Origin of the sequence: Enterococcus sp. DIV0755b (genome assembly GCF_051713765.1) — a bacterium.
In the GTDB taxonomy this organism is placed as follows: Bacteria; Bacillota; Bacilli; order Lactobacillales; family Enterococcaceae; genus Enterococcus_C; species Enterococcus_C canintestini.
Genome location: NZ_JBIOQN010000001.1, coordinates 22,019 through 38,035 on the forward strand (window position 1 = coordinate 22,019; position 16,017 = coordinate 38,035).

General features: G+C 36.5%; 30 protein-coding genes and 1 other annotated feature. Of the genes, 13 read left to right on the forward strand and 17 right to left on the reverse strand.

Translation table 11 applies throughout. The features are described 5' to 3' along the window. Positions 1 to 89: 89 nt before the first annotated feature. From IGI65_RS00155 to IGI65_RS00190, 8 genes are all read right to left on the reverse strand, one after another. Complete coding sequence (locus IGI65_RS00155) at positions 90 to 1,022, reverse strand: ATP-binding protein (protein ID WP_438772864.1); 933 nt, start codon at positions 1,020 to 1,022, stop codon at positions 90 to 92. Further along, positions 1,023 to 1,847 carry a hypothetical protein gene (locus tag IGI65_RS00160; RefSeq protein ID WP_438772865.1) on the reverse strand — a complete coding sequence of 275 codons (825 nt, stop codon included), beginning with the start codon at positions 1,845 to 1,847 and terminating at the stop codon, positions 1,023 to 1,025. It lies immediately after the preceding gene. Between the two features lie 5 nt (positions 1,848 to 1,852). Beyond that, complete coding sequence (locus IGI65_RS00165) at positions 1,853 to 2,731, reverse strand: PD-(D/E)XK nuclease-like domain-containing protein (protein ID WP_438772866.1); 879 nt, start codon at positions 2,729 to 2,731, stop codon at positions 1,853 to 1,855. After that, positions 2,640 to 3,641, reverse strand: a complete 1,002-nt coding sequence (locus tag IGI65_RS00170) for a recombinase RecT (protein ID WP_438772867.1) — start codon at positions 3,639 to 3,641, stop codon at positions 2,640 to 2,642. The genes IGI65_RS00165 and IGI65_RS00170 overlap by 92 nt, the downstream gene beginning before the upstream one ends. After that, positions 3,641 to 3,862, reverse strand: a complete 222-nt coding sequence (locus IGI65_RS00175; protein WP_010747094.1) for a hypothetical protein — start codon at positions 3,860 to 3,862, stop codon at positions 3,641 to 3,643. The genes IGI65_RS00170 and IGI65_RS00175 overlap by 1 nt, the downstream gene beginning before the upstream one ends. After that, positions 3,859 to 4,038: a hypothetical protein gene (locus IGI65_RS00180; protein WP_438772868.1), complete on the reverse strand. Its 180-nt coding sequence runs from the start codon at positions 4,036 to 4,038 to the stop codon at positions 3,859 to 3,861. The genes IGI65_RS00175 and IGI65_RS00180 overlap by 4 nt, the downstream gene beginning before the upstream one ends. A 191-nt stretch (positions 4,039 to 4,229) precedes the next feature. Further along, positions 4,230 to 4,709, reverse strand: a complete 480-nt coding sequence (locus IGI65_RS00185) for a hypothetical protein (protein ID WP_438772869.1) — start codon at positions 4,707 to 4,709, stop codon at positions 4,230 to 4,232. 25 nt (positions 4,710 to 4,734) lie between these two features. After that, entirely contained in the window at positions 4,735 to 4,956 is a 222-nt protein-coding gene (locus tag IGI65_RS00190) for a helix-turn-helix domain-containing protein (protein ID WP_010747098.1), read from the reverse strand. A 103-nt stretch (positions 4,957 to 5,059) separates the two neighbouring features. Here IGI65_RS00190 and IGI65_RS00195 point away from each other — a divergent pair, with 103 nt between their 5' ends. Next, positions 5,060 to 5,272 (forward strand): helix-turn-helix domain-containing protein, encoded by a 213-nt coding sequence (locus IGI65_RS00195; RefSeq protein WP_438772870.1) that lies wholly within the window; start codon positions 5,060 to 5,062, stop codon positions 5,270 to 5,272. A 20-nt stretch (positions 5,273 to 5,292) separates the two neighbouring features. Here IGI65_RS00195 and IGI65_RS00200 read toward each other — a convergent pair whose 3' ends face one another. Beyond that, entirely contained in the window at positions 5,293 to 5,442 is a 150-nt protein-coding gene (locus IGI65_RS00200) for a hypothetical protein (protein ID WP_010747100.1), read from the reverse strand. Positions 5,443 to 5,492: 50 nt separating this feature from the next. Here IGI65_RS00200 and IGI65_RS00205 point away from each other — a divergent pair, with 50 nt between their 5' ends. Next, complete coding sequence (locus tag IGI65_RS00205; protein ID WP_438772871.1) at positions 5,493 to 5,729, forward strand: hypothetical protein; 237 nt, start codon at positions 5,493 to 5,495, stop codon at positions 5,727 to 5,729. Here IGI65_RS00205 and IGI65_RS00210 read toward each other — a convergent pair. The 3 genes from IGI65_RS00210 to IGI65_RS00220 all read right to left on the reverse strand — a co-directional run bounded on the left by IGI65_RS00210 (position 5,680) and on the right by IGI65_RS00220 (position 6,740). Continuing rightward, on the reverse strand, positions 5,680 to 5,934 hold the full coding sequence (locus IGI65_RS00210) for a hypothetical protein (protein WP_438772872.1): 255 nt from the start codon (positions 5,932 to 5,934) through the stop codon (positions 5,680 to 5,682). The two genes, IGI65_RS00205 and IGI65_RS00210, sit on opposite strands and share 50 nt — an antisense overlap. Positions 5,935 to 6,071: 137 nt before the next feature. Further along, positions 6,072 to 6,212 carry a hypothetical protein gene (locus IGI65_RS00215; protein WP_438772873.1) on the reverse strand — a complete coding sequence of 47 codons (141 nt, stop codon included), beginning with the start codon at positions 6,210 to 6,212 and terminating at the stop codon, positions 6,072 to 6,074. A 228-nt stretch (positions 6,213 to 6,440) separates the two neighbouring features. Beyond that, positions 6,441 to 6,740, reverse strand: coding sequence for a helix-turn-helix domain-containing protein (locus IGI65_RS00220; RefSeq protein ID WP_010747105.1), 300 nt, complete (start codon positions 6,738 to 6,740; stop codon positions 6,441 to 6,443). 74 nt (positions 6,741 to 6,814) lie between these two features. On the opposite strand from IGI65_RS00220, the gene IGI65_RS00225 reads away from it, so the two are divergent. Next, positions 6,815 to 7,075 (forward strand): hypothetical protein, encoded by a 261-nt coding sequence (locus tag IGI65_RS00225; RefSeq protein WP_438772874.1) that lies wholly within the window; start codon positions 6,815 to 6,817, stop codon positions 7,073 to 7,075. Between the two features lie 196 nt (positions 7,076 to 7,271). On the opposite strand, the gene IGI65_RS00230 is transcribed toward IGI65_RS00225, so the two are convergent. Continuing rightward, positions 7,272 to 7,496, reverse strand: a complete 225-nt coding sequence (locus IGI65_RS00230; RefSeq protein ID WP_010747108.1) for a hypothetical protein — start codon at positions 7,494 to 7,496, stop codon at positions 7,272 to 7,274. Positions 7,497 to 7,618: 122 nt separating this feature from the next. Between IGI65_RS00230 and IGI65_RS00235 the strand changes: the two genes are divergently transcribed. From IGI65_RS00235 to IGI65_RS00280, 10 genes are all read left to right on the forward strand, one after another. Then, positions 7,619 to 8,377, forward strand: a complete 759-nt coding sequence (locus tag IGI65_RS00235) for a S24 family peptidase (protein WP_010747109.1) — start codon at positions 7,619 to 7,621, stop codon at positions 8,375 to 8,377. A gap of 92 nt (positions 8,378 to 8,469) precedes the next feature. Then, complete coding sequence (locus tag IGI65_RS00240; protein ID WP_010747110.1) at positions 8,470 to 9,210, forward strand: SHOCT domain-containing protein; 741 nt, start codon at positions 8,470 to 8,472, stop codon at positions 9,208 to 9,210. Positions 9,211 to 9,563: 353 nt separating this feature from the next. Continuing rightward, entirely contained in the window at positions 9,564 to 9,800 is a 237-nt protein-coding gene (locus IGI65_RS00245) for a hypothetical protein (RefSeq protein WP_010747111.1), read from the forward strand. After that, positions 9,800 to 10,036: a type II toxin-antitoxin system RelE family toxin gene (locus tag IGI65_RS00250; RefSeq protein WP_010747112.1), complete on the forward strand. Its 237-nt coding sequence runs from the start codon at positions 9,800 to 9,802 to the stop codon at positions 10,034 to 10,036. Before IGI65_RS00245 ends, IGI65_RS00250 begins: the two co-directional genes overlap by 1 nt. A 19-nt stretch (positions 10,037 to 10,055) precedes the next feature. Next, positions 10,056 to 10,280 carry a hypothetical protein gene (locus IGI65_RS00255; protein WP_438772875.1) on the forward strand — a complete coding sequence of 75 codons (225 nt, stop codon included), beginning with the start codon at positions 10,056 to 10,058 and terminating at the stop codon, positions 10,278 to 10,280. Beyond that, positions 10,277 to 10,516 carry a type II toxin-antitoxin system RelE family toxin gene (locus IGI65_RS00260; RefSeq protein ID WP_010747114.1) on the forward strand — a complete coding sequence of 80 codons (240 nt, stop codon included), beginning with the start codon at positions 10,277 to 10,279 and terminating at the stop codon, positions 10,514 to 10,516. Before IGI65_RS00255 ends, IGI65_RS00260 begins: the two co-directional genes overlap by 4 nt. Before the next feature lie 9 nt (positions 10,517 to 10,525). Continuing rightward, positions 10,526 to 10,720, forward strand: coding sequence for a hypothetical protein (locus tag IGI65_RS00265; protein ID WP_010747115.1), 195 nt, complete (start codon positions 10,526 to 10,528; stop codon positions 10,718 to 10,720). 99 nt (positions 10,721 to 10,819) lie between these two features. Continuing rightward, the gene (locus IGI65_RS00270; RefSeq protein WP_438772876.1) at positions 10,820 to 12,121 is read left to right on the forward strand and encodes an LPXTG cell wall anchor domain-containing protein; all 1,302 of its coding nucleotides are present in this window, start codon (positions 10,820 to 10,822) and stop codon (positions 12,119 to 12,121) included. A 91-nt stretch (positions 12,122 to 12,212) separates the two neighbouring features. Beyond that, positions 12,213 to 12,812: a DUF4352 domain-containing protein gene (locus IGI65_RS00275; protein WP_438772877.1), complete on the forward strand. Its 600-nt coding sequence runs from the start codon at positions 12,213 to 12,215 to the stop codon at positions 12,810 to 12,812. Positions 12,813 to 12,964: 152 nt separating this feature from the next. Beyond that, positions 12,965 to 14,173 carry a tyrosine-type recombinase/integrase gene (locus tag IGI65_RS00280; RefSeq protein ID WP_438772878.1) on the forward strand — a complete coding sequence of 403 codons (1,209 nt, stop codon included), beginning with the start codon at positions 12,965 to 12,967 and terminating at the stop codon, positions 14,171 to 14,173. Positions 14,174 to 14,212: 39 nt separating this feature from the next. On the opposite strand, the gene rplT is transcribed toward IGI65_RS00280, so the two are convergent. The 4 genes from rplT to IGI65_RS00300 all read right to left on the reverse strand — a co-directional run bounded on the left by rplT (position 14,213) and on the right by IGI65_RS00300 (position 15,883). Then, positions 14,213 to 14,569 carry a 50S ribosomal protein L20 gene (gene rplT / locus IGI65_RS00285; protein ID WP_438772879.1) on the reverse strand — a complete coding sequence of 119 codons (357 nt, stop codon included), beginning with the start codon at positions 14,567 to 14,569 and terminating at the stop codon, positions 14,213 to 14,215. Positions 14,570 to 14,631: 62 nt separating this feature from the next. Then, positions 14,632 to 14,832 carry a 50S ribosomal protein L35 gene (gene rpmI / locus IGI65_RS00290; protein ID WP_016173762.1) on the reverse strand — a complete coding sequence of 67 codons (201 nt, stop codon included), beginning with the start codon at positions 14,830 to 14,832 and terminating at the stop codon, positions 14,632 to 14,634. 53 nt (positions 14,833 to 14,885) lie between these two features. Then, the gene (gene infC, locus IGI65_RS00295) at positions 14,886 to 15,407 is read right to left on the reverse strand and encodes a translation initiation factor IF-3 (protein WP_016173761.1); all 522 of its coding nucleotides are present in this window, start codon (positions 15,405 to 15,407) and stop codon (positions 14,886 to 14,888) included. Between the two features lie 25 nt (positions 15,408 to 15,432). Further along, positions 15,433 to 15,559: a sequence feature (ribosomal protein L20 leader region), on the reverse strand. 117 nt (positions 15,560 to 15,676) lie between these two features. Next, on the reverse strand, positions 15,677 to 15,883 hold the full coding sequence (locus IGI65_RS00300; RefSeq protein ID WP_249024175.1) for a hypothetical protein: 207 nt from the start codon (positions 15,881 to 15,883) through the stop codon (positions 15,677 to 15,679). Positions 15,884 to 16,017 lie beyond the last annotated feature (134 nt).

Consider the following 16,017-nt stretch of genomic DNA (forward strand, 5'->3'; position numbering starts at 1 on the left):
AGGCTGACAAACGGCAAATCCAAACGTATCCCTTGTCCAAATGACACGTTCGTCTCGGCATCTCGCACATTTCACAAGATCATCTCCCCTCAAAATCGTAGTCGGGTCCGTTTGTCTGGGGTTGCTTGGGTAAATTGAATCACCCTTCCTTGTGCGCCTCGGAACATCCGACTGACGAGTTTCTCGTTATAGAGCTGGTCAAACTCCTCCGAATTTAAATTTGTTGTTAAGATTGTCCGCCCGCGTGCATTCAAGACACCATAGAGAAACTCTTGATTATAGCGACTGGATTCCAGTTGCTGTACATCTTTTTCTCGTTGTAAACGTTGAAGACTGGATTCACTTCCTACATCGTCAAGTACTAACAAATCCACTTTGCGTAAGAGTTGCGTCATATTTTCTTCCGTATAGCGGCTTTCTTTGTTGCGAAAGGAATCTTTGACTTTCCGCATCAAATCTACAGTCGAGATAAACAAACAGCTCACATAAGGGGTTGCTTGCGTATTGATCGCCTGCAACATCGACATGGCCAAATGGGATTTCCCTACACCCGGCGCCCCTGTGAAAACGACGTTAAAGCGTGTTTCTCGGTCATACTTTTGGTAAGCCGCTTCCAACCGTTGCACTTCTTCTGAGTCCGGCCGGCTGTTCTCTTTGGCGAACAACCACTTTGCTTTGAGTTGGTGCAATTGACGAAAGATCGTAAGGTATTCGCTGGCAAAGAGTTGTGCCTGTTCTAGCGCTTTTTGGGTCTCGAAATTCTCCGTACGGTAATTGTGAAAACCTACAGCTTTTAACGAGTCGTCCCCCAGCAGAGAATCTTTTGCCAGCACCTCGATCGTCCGACGTCGGTACGCTCGCTCCGTAGCTTCTTGTACCTGTTTCCGCTCTTGTTCAGCCAACGCTTCTTGTTTGCATGCGGTACAAAAAGGCGTTTGATTTCGAAACGACACGAGCGGAATTTGATGTTTGGGGCACACTTTGGCCGTTGGTTTCACTTGCTGTAACAGTTCAAATTGCATCTAGAAATACACCCCCGAATTCGATTTTGGCTTTGGTCTTGGACGTTCTGCTTGCCTGTTTTGCATTTGCTTGTACTGGCGGTTCGCTTGTGCCGCCATCGTGTCGTATTTCTCACGCAATTTTTTTGCAGACAAGATATTGGCTGCCCAAAAAGAATTGGCTTGACTCCAGTCAATCATCCGGCTTACTTGGTCTTCGGTCCGCTTGTCGATCTCGATCATTTTCCGAATATCGTCGGCCCAACGATTTAAATTCGGTTGCTTGATTTCCTGATTCTGACAAATCTGTTTGAATAGCCGTTCTGCGAGTTGATAGTAATTTGAGTCAAGGTCGTAAATGCGCTTTTTGCGTGTTTGCGACGATAATGTTTTATTCTTTACATTCTTATCATTCTTTATATTCTTTATATTCTTGTTAGTTGTTAGCTGTTTGTTAGGTGTCTGTTGGTCGTTTGTTAGCTGTCTGTTAGTTTGATTGTTACCCTCGTTTTCTGATGCTTGATAAAAGCCCCAATTAACAATGGTTATGAGTCGATTTTTCTCTGTTGATTCGTCTGTTAGAAATTCGTATTTTTCAAAACGTTTTAACGCAGTCCTCACATTTTGTATGGAAACACCTTTTCCAGCCTTTTCAGCAATACTGGATAAAGAAGTAATTAATTGTCCCGGTTTCGTTTTATAGGGGACCCCTTTCCATTCCCATTCTTTCTCTTCATGATTCGCCATGACCAGAAGTGTCACTAAGATGACTTTTTGCTCTGGAGTCGATTCTAACCAGATGGGCTTGGCAAGAAGTTGACGATAAAGTTTGAGCCATCCTCCCATTTAGGTCACTCCCTGCTGTCCAACAACTCACCAACTTCGACAAAATCTGAAAGCTGTTTTGTTTTCCGGCAGTACTCACAGTGTCCGCACCGTCTAGGGGCTTGTTCCCCATATTTCATTCGAAGTATTTCTGGCAGATCATGTTTTACCTCTAACAACTCTGATTCATAACGCCATGAATCAATTCGAATGGCTTCTTTATCTGGTGGATCTTGCTTCGATACTGCTATTATAAACGCTTCGAATGGTTTTTTGTATTTCATTTCTAATAGCTGGCTATAGATGCCCATTTGAATGAGATAGCCGTAATCTTCTACAAAAGAAACACGTGTCCGATACTTTTCAGACCATATTCCCTGACGAATATCTTTGGTCGTTTTTAAATCCACAAAATAGCCTTCTTCCACATTTAAACAGTCAATTTTTCCTTTCCACTCTGCACCGTATAACTCCCCTGTCACGATGACTTCTTTCTCTCCTTGATAAAGAAAGTTGAAAAAATCGTCATATTCTAATGCCTCAATCATGTTCATCGCTTGAACAAATTCTGCACGTTCGCCACCGTTTTTCTTAAAAATAGCTGCTTTATTTTTTTCTAAAAAAGCTTCATGAGCTTCTTTCGATTCAAAATAAGAATGGACATAATTCCCAACTAATAATGCAGTAGGATTACTTGTTGGTTGCCAATCTCCCTTCAACTTAGCTAACGTAGCCGCTGGGCATTTTTGCCAGCTTTTAAACTGGCTAACAGATAAGTACTGCCAATCTGCCTCATTTGAGTAGTAATTGTCCTCAGAAAGGCGTATCTGCTGCTGCAAAGAGTTCGTGTTCTCCGCTTCCGGTTCCATACAAATCAAAGGCTGTTTGTGTTCCTTCTGACCCATCTGACGTTCCCCCACCTTCATGAATGCTTTCGTCCGTTGCTTCTTCCATTTCTTCAGAGAAACGCTTTAGCTGTTTTGTTTCAGTAGTCTCTGCGTTCTTCTCCTCTTGAACAGCTTCTGCTTGTTTCATTGTTTTAAAGCGTTCTGTAATCGTTTGTGCTTTTTTCGAAGCTTCGTGTTGCGAATAATCATAATCTCCCGCTGTGGTACGGTTAAACGCATCGGAAAATAAATCCGCATCATCACTCGTATTGATAAACGGTTTTGCCGCACGATTAATTACCGTACGCTTGGCCATTTCCTCTGGAAATTCTTGTTGGACTTTCTGCACTTTTGCTTTACTCCAAGACTGGTCGATTTGTTTCTTTGTCATAATCGTATAAACCTTTGTACCGTCGCTTTTTGTAATCGTTGCAAAAGCTCCTACAATCGGATTGTCTAAATTTTCAAAGCTGGGAACAAATTTTGTCACCACCGTTTCATTCGCCACGGCTCCGATTTCAAACACATCCCCTTGATGAATCACTTCTGCTTTGACTTCTTCAATGTCCGATAACCGTTTCAATGCAGTTTGTGTTCCAAAATAAGAACGAGACATTTGGAGCTTTTGCCCATAGGCAATGAAATAGCATTGGTTCTTTCCGGGATTGAGCCCTTGCTGGATCATATCTAATAAGGAATTGGCAACACTGGCTTTCCCTACAGGTGTATGGCCATATTTTTCCATGTACAATCCGCCGCCTTCTTTCTGGCTTAATTGAACTTCATTTATTTTAAAGAAGGCTTGTTTTAACGCATTCGCCACATTATAGTTCGTCGGTAATTGAACACCCTGCTCTTCTAATTCGGTTACTTTATCTAATACAACGTCTGTGATATCTCGCTGTAACAGCGCTAATTCATTTGCCATTATTTTTCCTCCCATACGTTGATTTCTTCTTTTCTAAACACAGCATCCATGTACGCTTTCGTTTCATCTTCCAACACATACCCATCTTCGGTTATATAACACAGGTCCCCTGGATAAAGTGGAGCCTCTTGCCAATCATAGGCAATGGGTGCGGTTCCCTCTGGCGGTTGTGTCTTCCAACGATCATAAGCAGCTGCTTCTTTCGCTGTAAATCCGCTCACTGGAAATCCCCCTTTATAATTCGGTTTAAAATATCTGGGATATCTTCTGCAGAATTGACGACAAAGGTATGGTCTGGTTTGATTTTCTCTGTCTGTTCACCTAAAGCATCAAGTCCAACATTTTCGCATTCTTGGTGCAGTTCTTTCAGCATCATTTGAATTTTTTCGTTAATCATGTTATTTCTCCTTACCTGTATTTTCAAATACTTATCTCCCTGCCAGATATACGAATACCCAACAAATAATCATGAGCACATTTAGCAATAAACTCGCGTAGCAAATCGCTTGAATCTGGCGTGTTCGATACAACGGCTCTTTATGCAAAGCTGCCAGCCATCTCTTTTCCCCTACTTTTACATTCAAATTCCTACGAATCCTCATTCAATTGCACCTCCGTTGATTTATCTCTATCCAACTGCATCAATCGTTCATCATACTTTTGTAAGAATAGATTCTTTAACGCTTGATAAGTGTCTCTTACTATCATGTATTCTTTCATTACTAAATCCGTGTTTTTAGTTGCACCGACAACCGCTAGGGATAACTTTCTTAAACTGTCGTGGATGGCATGATTCGAAACGTTATAATGCGTTGATTCGTTTCTTACTATTCCATGATTTTGAGGATTCAGTGTATAAATCCTAGTAAAAGGTAAGTCATTCCATTCTTTTACATTCTTGGTTATTTGATGTTTTTGATTTGTTTGAAGAACGTCTGTATCAGAGAAAGCAACATTTTTGAATAATGTATTTTGAGTGATTCTTTCTACTGGACGTTTCAATAATTGGATTTCAAGTCTTAATCGCTCATTTTCTTTTTTGTACTCTTCTAAAGTTTTTTCTGCCATTTGTTATTCCTCCGTGGTATACTATTTACAGATAGTTTTTCATATAGTTCGGAACTTCCTCAGCACGCTTCGCCAAAAGTACACGCTGAGGTTTCTCGAACAGGTCTTCAAGTGCGTTTAGCACTTTTTGAGTGGCGAATGATTCGCCTGCTTCAATTCTTTGGTATTGACGCTCGTTAATACCAATCTTCTGCGCTACCTCTTTTTGAGTTAGCTTTTTTTGTTTACGATAATTCTTTACTAACACATCAGTCCCTACTTTCTAGATTAACACGCAATTTCATGTCGTGCTTACTTATAATATACACGCTGTGATGTGTCGTGTCAATATATTTTTTTGGAGGAATATAATGACTAAAAGACTTTCAGAAAACCTTGCTAAACTAAGGAAAGAACAAGGTTTAAAACAAACCGATATGGCATTATTTTTAAAAATTAATAATCGGCAATATCAACGTTATGAATCTGGGGACAGTGAACCAAAGCTTGATACTCTCATCGCCCTCGCCGACTATTTCGAGGTCAGCTTAGACTATCTTGTGGGTAGAACCGATAAAAAATGATCGCTCAGGTGGTCTTTTTTTCATTCAAACTGCGCCTCCGTTAACTCATAGTCTACTTTTTGTTGCGCTTGTTCAAATAACTTTTCAAGATTATCTTCTGTTGCGAATGGTAGAATTTTTTCTACATGTGGGAATACCGTTTTGATAAAATCTAGTTTTTCTTTTGACATTTTCTCTTCTCTTCTCTCTTGTATATGTTTAGTAAAGCGAGGTGAACAATATGGATTACAAAGATATTTATCATGTTGAATCAATAGCAGCACTTAACAGCACACTAGTGAATCGATTACTCCATAATGGCTGGATACTGTTAGGTATTAATCAACGCGCAGATTTAAGTCCTGAAGGTATTCCTGAAAGCCATGTCTCTATGGTTTTAGGAGCATCAAAAAATGTTTATGAAAAATTCAATCTAGAAAATCTTGCTCCAAAGCCGAACCATTCCGTTCATTTTTAAGTGCCTTTTCGTAGAATCCATTGTCCACTAAGATAATCGCTTGATTAATTTCATAATAATTCACTTCAAAGTGATTAATGAGATTCGCAATTTCTTGAGCTAATTGCACAGCTTTTTCAGATACGTCCATGTCAGAGTTAACCCCTTTATGAATGAGCAAATTTCTACGGATAAACGTTCCAGGTTCCAGTTTTTCTTTTGACATTTTTGGTCCTTCCTTTCTGTTGTATACTTTCCTTATCAGCAAGTGATCTGCTGAAATAACTGATAAGGAGGTGAAACAGCATGAATATTCAAAATGATATTGCAAAATTAATAGTAAAGTTCTTAGTGACATTCTTTCTAAATACGAACTTCGCGAAAAGTGATTTTATCGTCCTTTATTGCAACAGGAAGTTTAAGTTTTATTTGCTCCTGGCTACTCTCAATAGCTTGGAGCAATTCTTTTACTTCTCCCGGTGTCGCTTCGATTGTGATTTTCATTCTCTCACCTCAAATCTATTTGCCGATTCAATCGGTTTTGATAAAGTAGTTCTTGATATTGCTTGAGTTCTTTTCTAGCACTTTCGCGCTGTCGATCACTTAACACATCTTTACCGTATAGTAGAGTTTGCAGTTCGTTCACTTTTTACTTAACCAATTTGTGAATCAAACATTCTTGATTTAGTGTATACCTCATAATAAACTCACCTTCGCCCCACGCTAGGTTCATTATTTTGAATTTTCTCTTAAAAAACGATCTGCTTCTTCTCGGGTAATTCTTTCATACCCATCGATAAGTACTACTTTGATGTACCCTTTTCGAATCAACTTTTTAGTAAGTGTGTTGTAGCTCGTATCCAGATACTTAGCGGCTTGCGTATAATTCATTGCTCTAGGAGCGTCCAATTTTTTCTTATATTCTTCGATGAAGTCTGTGGCTATTTTCTTTGCTTCTTCAGCAGCTGCTTCTTTCACTATCGCTTGCAATGCTGGCCCCAAATCAATTTCATCTATTTGAAGTACTGACATTTCAACACCTCCTATACTGGTTGTTTTGCATTTCACCTCTTGATAAGATTAGTTCGAAAGTGAGGTGAAAATTTATGGATTATATGTTTAAAACACCTGATGGAACCAATTTAAATACACCAAAAGGGTTACCCGACATCGTTATTCTAGAAAGAAGACAAGGATATGATAAGAGAAGATACGAATACGATAATGGATTGATTATTATCATAGAAGCGATAGGAAAAGACTTCCACATTGATTCAAACTTTAAATGGTTCCAAGATACAGATGATTCTTTCTCACCTAGTTATCAGCATCCAAACCCTGATTTTGTTGATCCTTCTCCTTCATAAAAATTTCATGAGGGAAAACAACAGTTTCAGCGTTTAATCGTAGTTTCATATCCCTTAATTGAATGTTCTCGTTCGATTCATCACGAGGACATTTTTTTCTTTTATCTGTGGGTAATTCGTTTTTTTGTTTCTCCACTGTCTACACCTCCTATCAATTATATTTCGCTATGCTGTTTGTTTATCAATACTACGACTTCTAACTTGAATTAAATTCAAGTTCTTTTTTAAAAAAAATGACATGAAAATCCAATTTAGAAATATCTTTTTCTAAAAGTCTTGATAAAGCAGCCATTTGAATAGCTGAAAACGTTTCAGGATTCTTTAATTTTCTGGAAAGAGTTTCGGGTCTAATTCCTAAATATGAAGCAACATACTTCTTTTTTAAGCCCTTTTTCTTAATAATTACTTCTATATCATTCATAGATATCCTCCTCTCTAACTTATAAGCACATTATAAACTTGAATTTAATTCAAGTCAACAAAAACTTGAAAATAAATCAAGTTTATTTTATACTATAATCAAATATGATGTGGAGGTGCTCTATGCATGCTAAAGATATAGTTGTAGGGAAAATGATTCGCTATTTCTTAACACAAGAAAAAATGACTATGAAAGAATTAGGAAACAAATTAGGCAAAACAGAAAGTACTGTCTCAAAATGGGTTTCTGGAGCTAGTACTCCTATGGCTAAAGATTTATCTACTATGACTTTTATCTTTAACACTGATATAAATACGCTTATGTATGGTGGGGAAAAAAGTTCATCTACTATCCTTACTTTAATTAATGAAACTTCAACAAAACTAGAAACACCTCGCCAAGAAAAAGTTTATCACTTTGCAAAAACTCAGTTAGAAGAACAAGAAAAAGAAAACAGTCGAAATAAAAATATCACCTCTTTAGAACAATACAAAGAACGCAAAAAACACAAAAAGGATATGTCCTTGATTGATTGGCGAGGTGCTGTTTCTGCCGGTACTGGTGAATTTTTAGAAGATGAACATAGAGAGGAACTTACCCTCCCTACTGAAATCATCCCTGAGGGTGCTGACTTTTGTTTAAGTGTAAATGGTAATTCTATGGAGCCAATTTTCCACCATAGTGACTACGTGTTTGTCAAAGAACAACTAGAAGTTTTCAGTGGTGCAATCGGAGTAGTCATTGTAAATGGACAAGCTTTTCTAAAACGCATATGGTTTGAAAACGATCATGCAAGACTTCAATCATTCAATAGCGATTATGACGATATCATCGTAACTGATGCAGATGAATTTAGAATCATTGGAAAAGTGGTTATGTAATCACTACTAAAAATAAAAAGATTACATACTCTTTTTTACTAATTTAATTGTAAATACTTTCATAAATATATAAACAGAAGGGAGATAATACTATGGATTTATTTAACAAAATGAAAGAAGTTGCCAACAACCAATATAAGACTCTCAAAAACAAGGAAATCTCTGGGAATAACATTGGTGAAATAATAAAACCTATAGAAGATGTTGCAAATACTGCTCTTTCAAATTACGAAGAAAATAAAAAAGAACAAAAATTAGTTTTGTCTGTAAAAAAATCTTTTAGTAAAAAACTTGACTCTATTGTTTTAAGACGTGATATCAATAATTACTTTTACATCTCTAAAAATTATAATCCTGATGCAATCAAATATTTATTTGAACGTTTTGAATGGAATGGAAGCACTACAACACAAAAAACAATTACTAAAGGAGATATTAAAACAAAAGGTAGAACTGGAAAAACCGTTGTTGGTGCTGCACTACTGGGTCCTGTTGGAGCAATTATAGGTAGTTCTGGAAAGCGGAAAAGTAAAGTTGATACTGAATCTACTACTACGACAACAGAATTAGGTAGTGAAGGAAAAATATTTTTAAGAAATCCAGAAGATAATTCTATAAAAGAAATAAAAGTTTTTCTCAATTCTGCTCAAGCAAATAACTTAGAACGATTTATCGCAAATATTGAATACAGCGACCCTAAATCCCTTAAAACATCAAAAAAATCTTCTACTACTGAACAATTAAAAGAACTTAAAGAATTACTTGATTCAGAAGTTATTACTCAAGAAGAATTTGAATTAAAGAAAAGAGAACTATTAGATATTCACTGTTAACCTCTGTTTTTTAATAACTATTACCTAATATGGTTTATCCACTATCAGATGTTCGAATTATTGGAAAAGTATTGTAACAAACCGAGGTGATACCCATGCCCATTTCTATAATTAGAGTTGGATTAATTATTGTACTTTGCCTTGCTATTTGGATTATTTATACCAACGGAAATAACAATAATAGGTTTCGCTAGCAATGTAAACACAAGGTGCGAGAGTGGAGGATTTTTGAATTTTTCGTTTATTTTCTGAACTTTGGTCTTATATTATTCCTGCTCTCCTGTTTGCAATCGTTAGTTTACTTTTCCCTTTGCGGGAAACAAAAGAAAGGTAATGAAAGGTGGGTATGTAGAGTGAATTCAAAACAAGAAGAATTATCTTACGCTATTCAAAATCTAGACGAAGAAGCAACTGAAATCGTATTACAACTAGTTTATAAATTAATAAATGATAAAGATGATCTGATAGACGAAAACGGTGAAGTGGTAGTTGATGAGTTTTATAAAAAGCTGTTAGCTAATATTGATCAAGAAGACGACGGTCAAACTTTTACTTATGATGAAATAAAAAAAGAATTGGGTATTGCATAATGAAACAAGTTATTTTCAAAAAGCAACCCCTTAAATTTTTACAGAAATTAGATGTTAAAACAAAACAGCGAATCATCAATGCTATCTATTCATTACCAGACGGCGATGTTAAACCACTTCGAGGATATCATCCTTATAAACGATTGAGAATAGGTCCCTATCGTGTCATTTTTGATGAGTCAGGTTGTATTTATACAATTATGAAGATAGGTAGTCGTGGTGATGTATATAAATAACGAAGGGAGGTTATGTACAGTGACTACAAAAGAAGAAATCAAACGGATGACAGATAACTTATCCGATGAACAAGCGAAAAAAGTGTATAGTTTTATCTATACAATGTTAGTAAATGCAATTGAAACTGTTGAACCAGACGAATTTGATTTACAGATGATCAAGGAATATGAAGAAAGCTCGGAAGAAGATAAAAAATATATTTCAGCTGAAGAGTTATACAAAGAACTTGGCCTAAAATTATGAGAAAAGTAATTTATTCTAAACTTGCAGCTAAATTTCTTAAAAAGCAAGATAAAAAAACTCAATTACGAATTATTCAAGCTATCTCTCAAATTCCTAAAGGAGATATCAAAATTCTGCATGGCCAAGAACCATATAAACGTTTACGTGTCGGAAATTATCGTGTGATTTACACCGTTGACGAATTAATTATACACATCGTAAAAATAGGCAACCGTGGCGATGTGTATAAACAATGAAGGGTGGTCATGTGCTTGAACGAAACGGAAAAAATTACCCAACTATTGAATAGTCTTGATGATGAACAATTAGATTTAATCATTGAGTATATCTATAAACTAAAAGACTTAGAAAATATTGAAGCTCGTTTAGATGTTGAAAGCGGAAATACTGAATCATTTCATTCTGTTGATGAATGGTGGGACAGTGTCAATGAGGATTGAACAAACTTCTGCTTTTAAAGAAATTCACTCTGTTGCTTTATTTGCTAGGTGTTTTTTATTTTCCAATCTAAAAGTTAACAAATAAAGGGAGGTCTTTTAATGAAAAAGAAACTTTTAGTCATCTTTGTTGTTTTCGGTTTATTTGGGTTTGCAGGTGGAATAAAAGCAGATGCGATGGAATATTTTAAGCAACTAGAAGAACCTCAAAATGCGGTTGAGGGGGATTGGTGGATTCGAAATGTCGGTGATGGGGAAGATACTTACAGATACGAAAATAATAGTTGGGAACCTTTATTTGGAAATTCAAAAAGACGCCAAGATGCTCAACAAAAATATAAAGAAGAAGTTTATGACGTAAATGTTCAATTACAAAAAGAGGATATAGATAAAGCTAAAAAAAATCCAGACGAATTTAAAAATCTTCCAGAAAGTCAAGTTGAATATATTACAATTATTGGTGCCCCATTCAATGTCACTGTACGTGTGCCAAAACGAGACATTAACGTGGAGAAAGCGTATCTTGGTTTTTATATTGATGACTCAGTTCCTAAGTTCTTAGAGCCATTGGTTCACGTTATGGATACTTCTACATCGAGTAGCGATACCCAAACAGCAACAACAGGTTCCACAAAATTTAGTTCAACAACAGATTCTACGACTACAATGGATTCCGGAAAGACCAGCTCAACAACAGATTCTACAATAAATTCTGATATTGGTTCAACAAGTACCTCTAAGGACGAGGGCGCAACAAAAACATCTACGCAGGATACTACTACGAAAACAGATGGGACAATTGAATCTACAACAAAGAAAGAAACTCCCCACAAACTCTCAACTAAAAATAGATTCTTCCCTATAAAATTAGGTGGGGTCTTATCAAAAAATCAATTATTAGATTTAGTTTCTTATGATGGGAATAAACAGAATCTAATCATTGAAATCAAAACTACAGACTATGTTTATGCTACTAAAGATGCAGAAGTATATCATTATGATTTGAACGCACTGTTAGGGAAAGCTAAATTTGAAAATGTGAGGGTGATGACTGAAAAACACGCAAAAGAACTAGGGCTCACTCTTTCCAAAGAAAATAGCGACAAAAGCATTGAAACGATTAATACATCTCTTCCAGGATTATACAAAGTAACTTTTAGTGACGGAGTTAACAGTGTATCTTGTTTTGTAACGATAGGAGATTTATCTGATATTCTGGATAATCTGGATAACAATACACCTGTTCCTGTACCTACCAAATCGTCTACTAAAGCTGAGACAACAAATTTAAAACAAAAAACTCTTCCGAAAACAAATGATTCCAGTCATACTGGACTCACTTTCTTAGGCATGAGCATAATCTTATTAGTTGGTAGCATTGTTTTTTATAAAAAGTATTTCTAAAACAGTAAGATTCAGATTGTGCGGAATAAGGGACCAATTAGTGAGTCTATTTTGAACTTTATCAAAAAAAGAAGAAAAGAGTTGAATTTTAATGGCAAAAAAAGTTATGGGATCCGATGGAAAACTTTATAAAGTACAAAAACCTTTCTATAAGAAAGTGTGGTTTTGGCTTCTTGTAATCATATTGGTAGTGATTGCCGGCGGAGCTTTAAGTGGCGGGGGTGACAATGATAGTGGTTCCGCAAAAAAAGTTACCTCTAAACAAGAAAGTAACGCTCGAGCAAGTGATTCAAAAGAGGCTCCTGAACAGACGTTCAACATCGGCGACACAGTAGATATAGATGGATATCAGATTCGTGTGAATGATGTCAGATACTCTAATGAAGAAGGATACTCAACCCCTGATGAAGGAAAACAGTTTGTAATCATGAATATTACAATTACGAATGGAACTAAAAAGAAAGTGTCTTTTAATCCCTTGGATTTTTCTTTAAACGAAGATGGTGTTTCAAGCAGTACCGGTTTTACCTATGTAGATGGTGTTGATACCTTAAAAAGTGGCGACCTCGATGTCGGAGCTACCGTTACTGGTAATTTAGTGGCCCAAGCTAATGCAGATTCGAAATTAAAATTGAGGTATGAAGGTAATTTTTTCTTAAAAAACAAAGAAGTTGATATCGTTATCCGTTAATAATATGACCTCATACTATGATGTCTATACTTGCGCTTCATTAGATTTTATTATAAAGAAGAGCCTTCGGGCTTTTCTTTTCATATTAGATACCAATTAACGTAAAACCCCTTATGCCCTTCGCCCCACGTTAGGTACTGGGAGGAATTTACATGACAACAATAAAGAAATATATCAAAAAAGATGGAACGCCTGCTTTCATGTTCCGAAAATATTTAGGTATTGATCCTTTAACTGGTAAACAAAGAGAGACAACAAGACGTGGCTTTTCAACTATGAAAGAAGCAAAATTAGCTCTGGCCAGACTAGAAATTCAATTTGAGGAAGAAGGACTAAAAAAATCCCCTAAAATACAAACCTATCAAAATTTATTTGAGAACTGGTTTGAATTAGTTTACAAAAACAAAGTAAAAGAAAGTACCTATTGGGGAACTCGCTTTGTTTTCGATAGGCATATCTTGCCTGCTATTGGATCTTATCGTATAGATAAAATATCTGTTATCGATTGTCAAAAACAAGCCAACCATTGGGCTGAAACTTCCCCTAAAAGGTACAAACGGTATATTAACTACGCAAGTATGGTCTTTGATTACGGTTGCTCCATAGGAATACTCAAAGAGAATCCTATGAAGAAAGTCATTCTGCCTGCAATAAATGACGATTTTAAGCCCAACGAGCCAGAAAATTTTTATGATCGCCAACAATTGCTTGATTTTTTGAATAGGATGAAAGAAGGATTTCCATTTATTCGCTATACCTTTTTCTCTTTGTTAGCTTTTACTGGTTTAAGGAAGGGCGAAGCATTGGCGCTCACTTGGCGAGATATCGATCTCAAAAAGAAAACGATTACTGTTACGAAAACGCAAGCTGTTGGTAAAAATGGCAAGCTTCTTGTTCAAACACCGAAAACGAGAGCCAGTAATCGTGTTATTTCAATTGATGACAACACAGTGGATGTTTTAAAAACATGGCGTTCTGTTCAATCAAAAAAATTAGAAAAATTAGGCTTTGTTTCATCGATTAATCAACTCGTTTTTTCAAGAATTGATAACAATTCCTATATGCATCCCAGAACGCCTTTATCTTGGTTGGATAGCTTTTACATTCATAATAAAGATATGCCCCGAATCACTGTACATGGTTTTAGACATACACATGCCTCTCTTCTTTTTGAAGCAGGCGCCAGCATGAAACAAGTCCAAGTTCGAATGGGGCATACCAACATCAAAACAACGATGAACATCTATACGCATGTAACAAAAGAGAGCAACGAAGAAGCGGCTTTATTGTTTTCCGACTACATAACTAACGGAAAGCGTCTGGGTCAATCTCTGGGTCAAACAAAAAACCCCACTAATTAAAGTGGGGAAAACGTTGACACACCAACGTTTTAAAGCTTGCTATTGCAAAGCTTCTTTAGCTTGGTCAGCTAATGCAGTAAATGCAGTTGCATCGTTTACAGCAAGGTCAGCTAACATCTTACGGTTGATGTCGATTTCAGCCAATTTCAAGCCATGCATTAATTTTGAGTAGCTCAAGTTGTTCATACGAGCTGCAGCGTTGATACGTGCAATCCACAATTTACGGAAGTCGCGTTTTTTCTGACGACGATCGCGGTATGCGTAGTTGTATGAATTCATTACTTGTTCTTTTGCTGTTTTAAATAAAGTATGTTTGGAACCGTAGTAACCTTTTGCTAATTTAAGCACTTTTTTACGACGTTTACGAGTTACTGTTCCACCTTTAACACGTGCCATGTTTAATTCCTCCTAAAATAAATCTTGAATTTTTAAAATGGTAAAGCAAGGGTACAACTAGCTTATTTCATGCGAGCTAATTGTTGGCGGATACGTTTGTAATCGCCAGCTGACACCATGCTTGCTTTACGCAATTGACGGCGTTGTTTTTTTGTTTTGCCGTGGAAACGGTGGCTTGTAAACGCGCGGAATCGTTTTAATCCGCCTTTACCAGTACGTTTTACGCGTTTTGCTAAACCGCGGTGTGTTTTTTGTTTTGGCATAACTAATTTTCCTCCTCAAAATCAATTCTTCATGAACTTTGACTGACTGACGCTTATTTCTCAGGCTTTGGTGCAACCACTAGAAACATACTGCGTCCGTCCATCTTCGCTTTTTGCTCAACAACTGCGATATCCGCAACTTCTTCAGCTAAGCGATCAAGGACTTTCTGACCAATTTCTTTGTGGGTAATGGCACGACCTCTAAAACGGATTGAAGCTTTCACTTTGTCTCCTTTTTCTAGGAACTTACGTGCATTACGTAGTTTTGTATTGAAATCATTGACATCAATTGTCGGACTTAAACGAACTTCTTTGATGTTGATCACTTTTTGTTTCTTACGAGCTTCACGATCTTTTTTCTGTTGTTCAAAACGATATTTCCCGTAATCCATGATCCGAGCTACTGGTGGTTTCGCACCGGGAGCCACTAAAACGACATCAAGATTTGCTTGTTCCGCAATGCTTAATGCTTCTGCTTTAGTTTTAACACCTAATTGTTCACCGTTTTGGTCGATCAAACGCAACTCACGTGCACGAATGCCGTCGTTTACCATCATATCCTTTGCTATGGTCATTCACCTCCAAGTTTTTTGAAGAGAGAAAGCAATAAAAAAACGAGTTCGTAATCGAACCCGCGCGCAAAATCAGCTTGTAAAACAAGCGATCTAACTATTCTGCCCAGCAATATCTTCACTAAGGCGAGAAGCGGGTGCTTCTGCTTTCATTTCTCAACTAGTAAAATATACTACAGCTAAAAATATTTGTCAAGCCTAGAAGATTTTTAGCTGTATAAAAAGACACCCAAAATTTATCGCAAATTTGGGTGTCCTTAAAATTTTTTCTTTTAATAAGGTTGATTAGGGGAGCGAAAATTTGCTCCAGCAATCGGTGTATCTTCGACTACTTTTTCAATTCCTTTACTTTCTTTTTCTTCTTTACTCTCATCATCTAATTGCAATTCTTTTTCCATTTTATCTATTTTTTCGATCGATTTATCCTTTTTGGCTTCTTGGGCTAGTTTTTCTAGTTGTTTTTCTTTTTCATCCATCATTTTTCACCCTTTCGCTTTATTTTCCAATGTAAGCGTATCATTTTTAACAAAAAAACTGAAACAAAGTGATTAAACTTTATCTTTTCATAAATTGTTTAACAAAAAGTATTAGTTTTTATAATGAAACACTCCAA

What these genes read in the sequence shown, in the direction of transcription:
- IGI65_RS00200 (WP_010747100.1), bottom strand. Translation starts at nt 5,442, where the DNA reads ATGTCAAAAGAAAAACTAGATTTTATCAAAACGGTATTCCCACATGTA.
- rplT (WP_438772879.1), bottom strand. Translation starts at nt 14,569, where the DNA reads ATGGCACGTGTTAAAGGTGGAACAGTAACTCGTAAACGTCGTAAAAAA.
- IGI65_RS00185 (WP_438772869.1), bottom strand. Translation starts at nt 4,709, where the DNA reads ATGGCAGAAAAAACTTTAGAAGAGTACAAAAAAGAAAATGAGCGATTA.
- IGI65_RS00270 (WP_438772876.1), top strand. Translation starts at nt 10,820, where the DNA reads ATGAAAAAGAAACTTTTAGTCATCTTTGTTGTTTTCGGTTTATTTGGG.
- IGI65_RS00160 (WP_438772865.1), bottom strand. Translation starts at nt 1,847, where the DNA reads ATGGGAGGATGGCTCAAACTTTATCGTCAACTTCTTGCCAAGCCCATC.
- IGI65_RS00280 (WP_438772878.1), top strand. Translation starts at nt 12,965, where the DNA reads ATGACAACAATAAAGAAATATATCAAAAAAGATGGAACGCCTGCTTTC.
- infC (WP_016173761.1), bottom strand. Translation starts at nt 15,407, where the DNA reads ATGACCATAGCAAAGGATATGATGGTAAACGACGGCATTCGTGCACGT.
- IGI65_RS00260 (WP_010747114.1), top strand. Translation starts at nt 10,277, where the DNA reads ATGAGAAAAGTAATTTATTCTAAACTTGCAGCTAAATTTCTTAAAAAG.
- IGI65_RS00230 (WP_010747108.1), bottom strand. Translation starts at nt 7,496, where the DNA reads ATGAATGATATAGAAGTAATTATTAAGAAAAAGGGCTTAAAAAAGAAG.
- IGI65_RS00215 (WP_438772873.1), bottom strand. Translation starts at nt 6,212, where the DNA reads ATGAAAATCACAATCGAAGCGACACCGGGAGAAGTAAAAGAATTGCTC.
- rpmI (WP_016173762.1), bottom strand. Translation starts at nt 14,832, where the DNA reads ATGCCAAAACAAAAAACACACCGCGGTTTAGCAAAACGCGTAAAACGT.
- IGI65_RS00205 (WP_438772871.1), top strand. Translation starts at nt 5,493, where the DNA reads ATGGATTACAAAGATATTTATCATGTTGAATCAATAGCAGCACTTAAC.
- IGI65_RS00300 (WP_249024175.1), bottom strand. Translation starts at nt 15,883, where the DNA reads ATGATGGATGAAAAAGAAAAACAACTAGAAAAACTAGCCCAAGAAGCC.
- IGI65_RS00240 (WP_010747110.1), top strand. Translation starts at nt 8,470, where the DNA reads ATGGATTTATTTAACAAAATGAAAGAAGTTGCCAACAACCAATATAAG.
- IGI65_RS00195 (WP_438772870.1), top strand. Translation starts at nt 5,060, where the DNA reads ATGACTAAAAGACTTTCAGAAAACCTTGCTAAACTAAGGAAAGAACAA.
- IGI65_RS00235 (WP_010747109.1), top strand. Translation starts at nt 7,619, where the DNA reads ATGCATGCTAAAGATATAGTTGTAGGGAAAATGATTCGCTATTTCTTA.
- IGI65_RS00250 (WP_010747112.1), top strand. Translation starts at nt 9,800, where the DNA reads ATGAAACAAGTTATTTTCAAAAAGCAACCCCTTAAATTTTTACAGAAA.
- IGI65_RS00220 (WP_010747105.1), bottom strand. Translation starts at nt 6,740, where the DNA reads ATGTCAGTACTTCAAATAGATGAAATTGATTTGGGGCCAGCATTGCAA.
- IGI65_RS00265 (WP_010747115.1), top strand. Translation starts at nt 10,526, where the DNA reads ATGTGCTTGAACGAAACGGAAAAAATTACCCAACTATTGAATAGTCTT.
- IGI65_RS00180 (WP_438772868.1), bottom strand. Translation starts at nt 4,038, where the DNA reads ATGATTAACGAAAAAATTCAAATGATGCTGAAAGAACTGCACCAAGAA.
- IGI65_RS00210 (WP_438772872.1), bottom strand. Translation starts at nt 5,934, where the DNA reads ATGTCAAAAGAAAAACTGGAACCTGGAACGTTTATCCGTAGAAATTTG.
- IGI65_RS00225 (WP_438772874.1), top strand. Translation starts at nt 6,815, where the DNA reads ATGGATTATATGTTTAAAACACCTGATGGAACCAATTTAAATACACCA.
- IGI65_RS00170 (WP_438772867.1), bottom strand. Translation starts at nt 3,641, where the DNA reads ATGGCAAATGAATTAGCGCTGTTACAGCGAGATATCACAGACGTTGTA.
- IGI65_RS00275 (WP_438772877.1), top strand. Translation starts at nt 12,213, where the DNA reads ATGGCAAAAAAAGTTATGGGATCCGATGGAAAACTTTATAAAGTACAA.
- IGI65_RS00165 (WP_438772866.1), bottom strand. Translation starts at nt 2,731, where the DNA reads ATGGGTCAGAAGGAACACAAACAGCCTTTGATTTGTATGGAACCGGAA.
- IGI65_RS00155 (WP_438772864.1), bottom strand. Translation starts at nt 1,022, where the DNA reads ATGCAATTTGAACTGTTACAGCAAGTGAAACCAACGGCCAAAGTGTGC.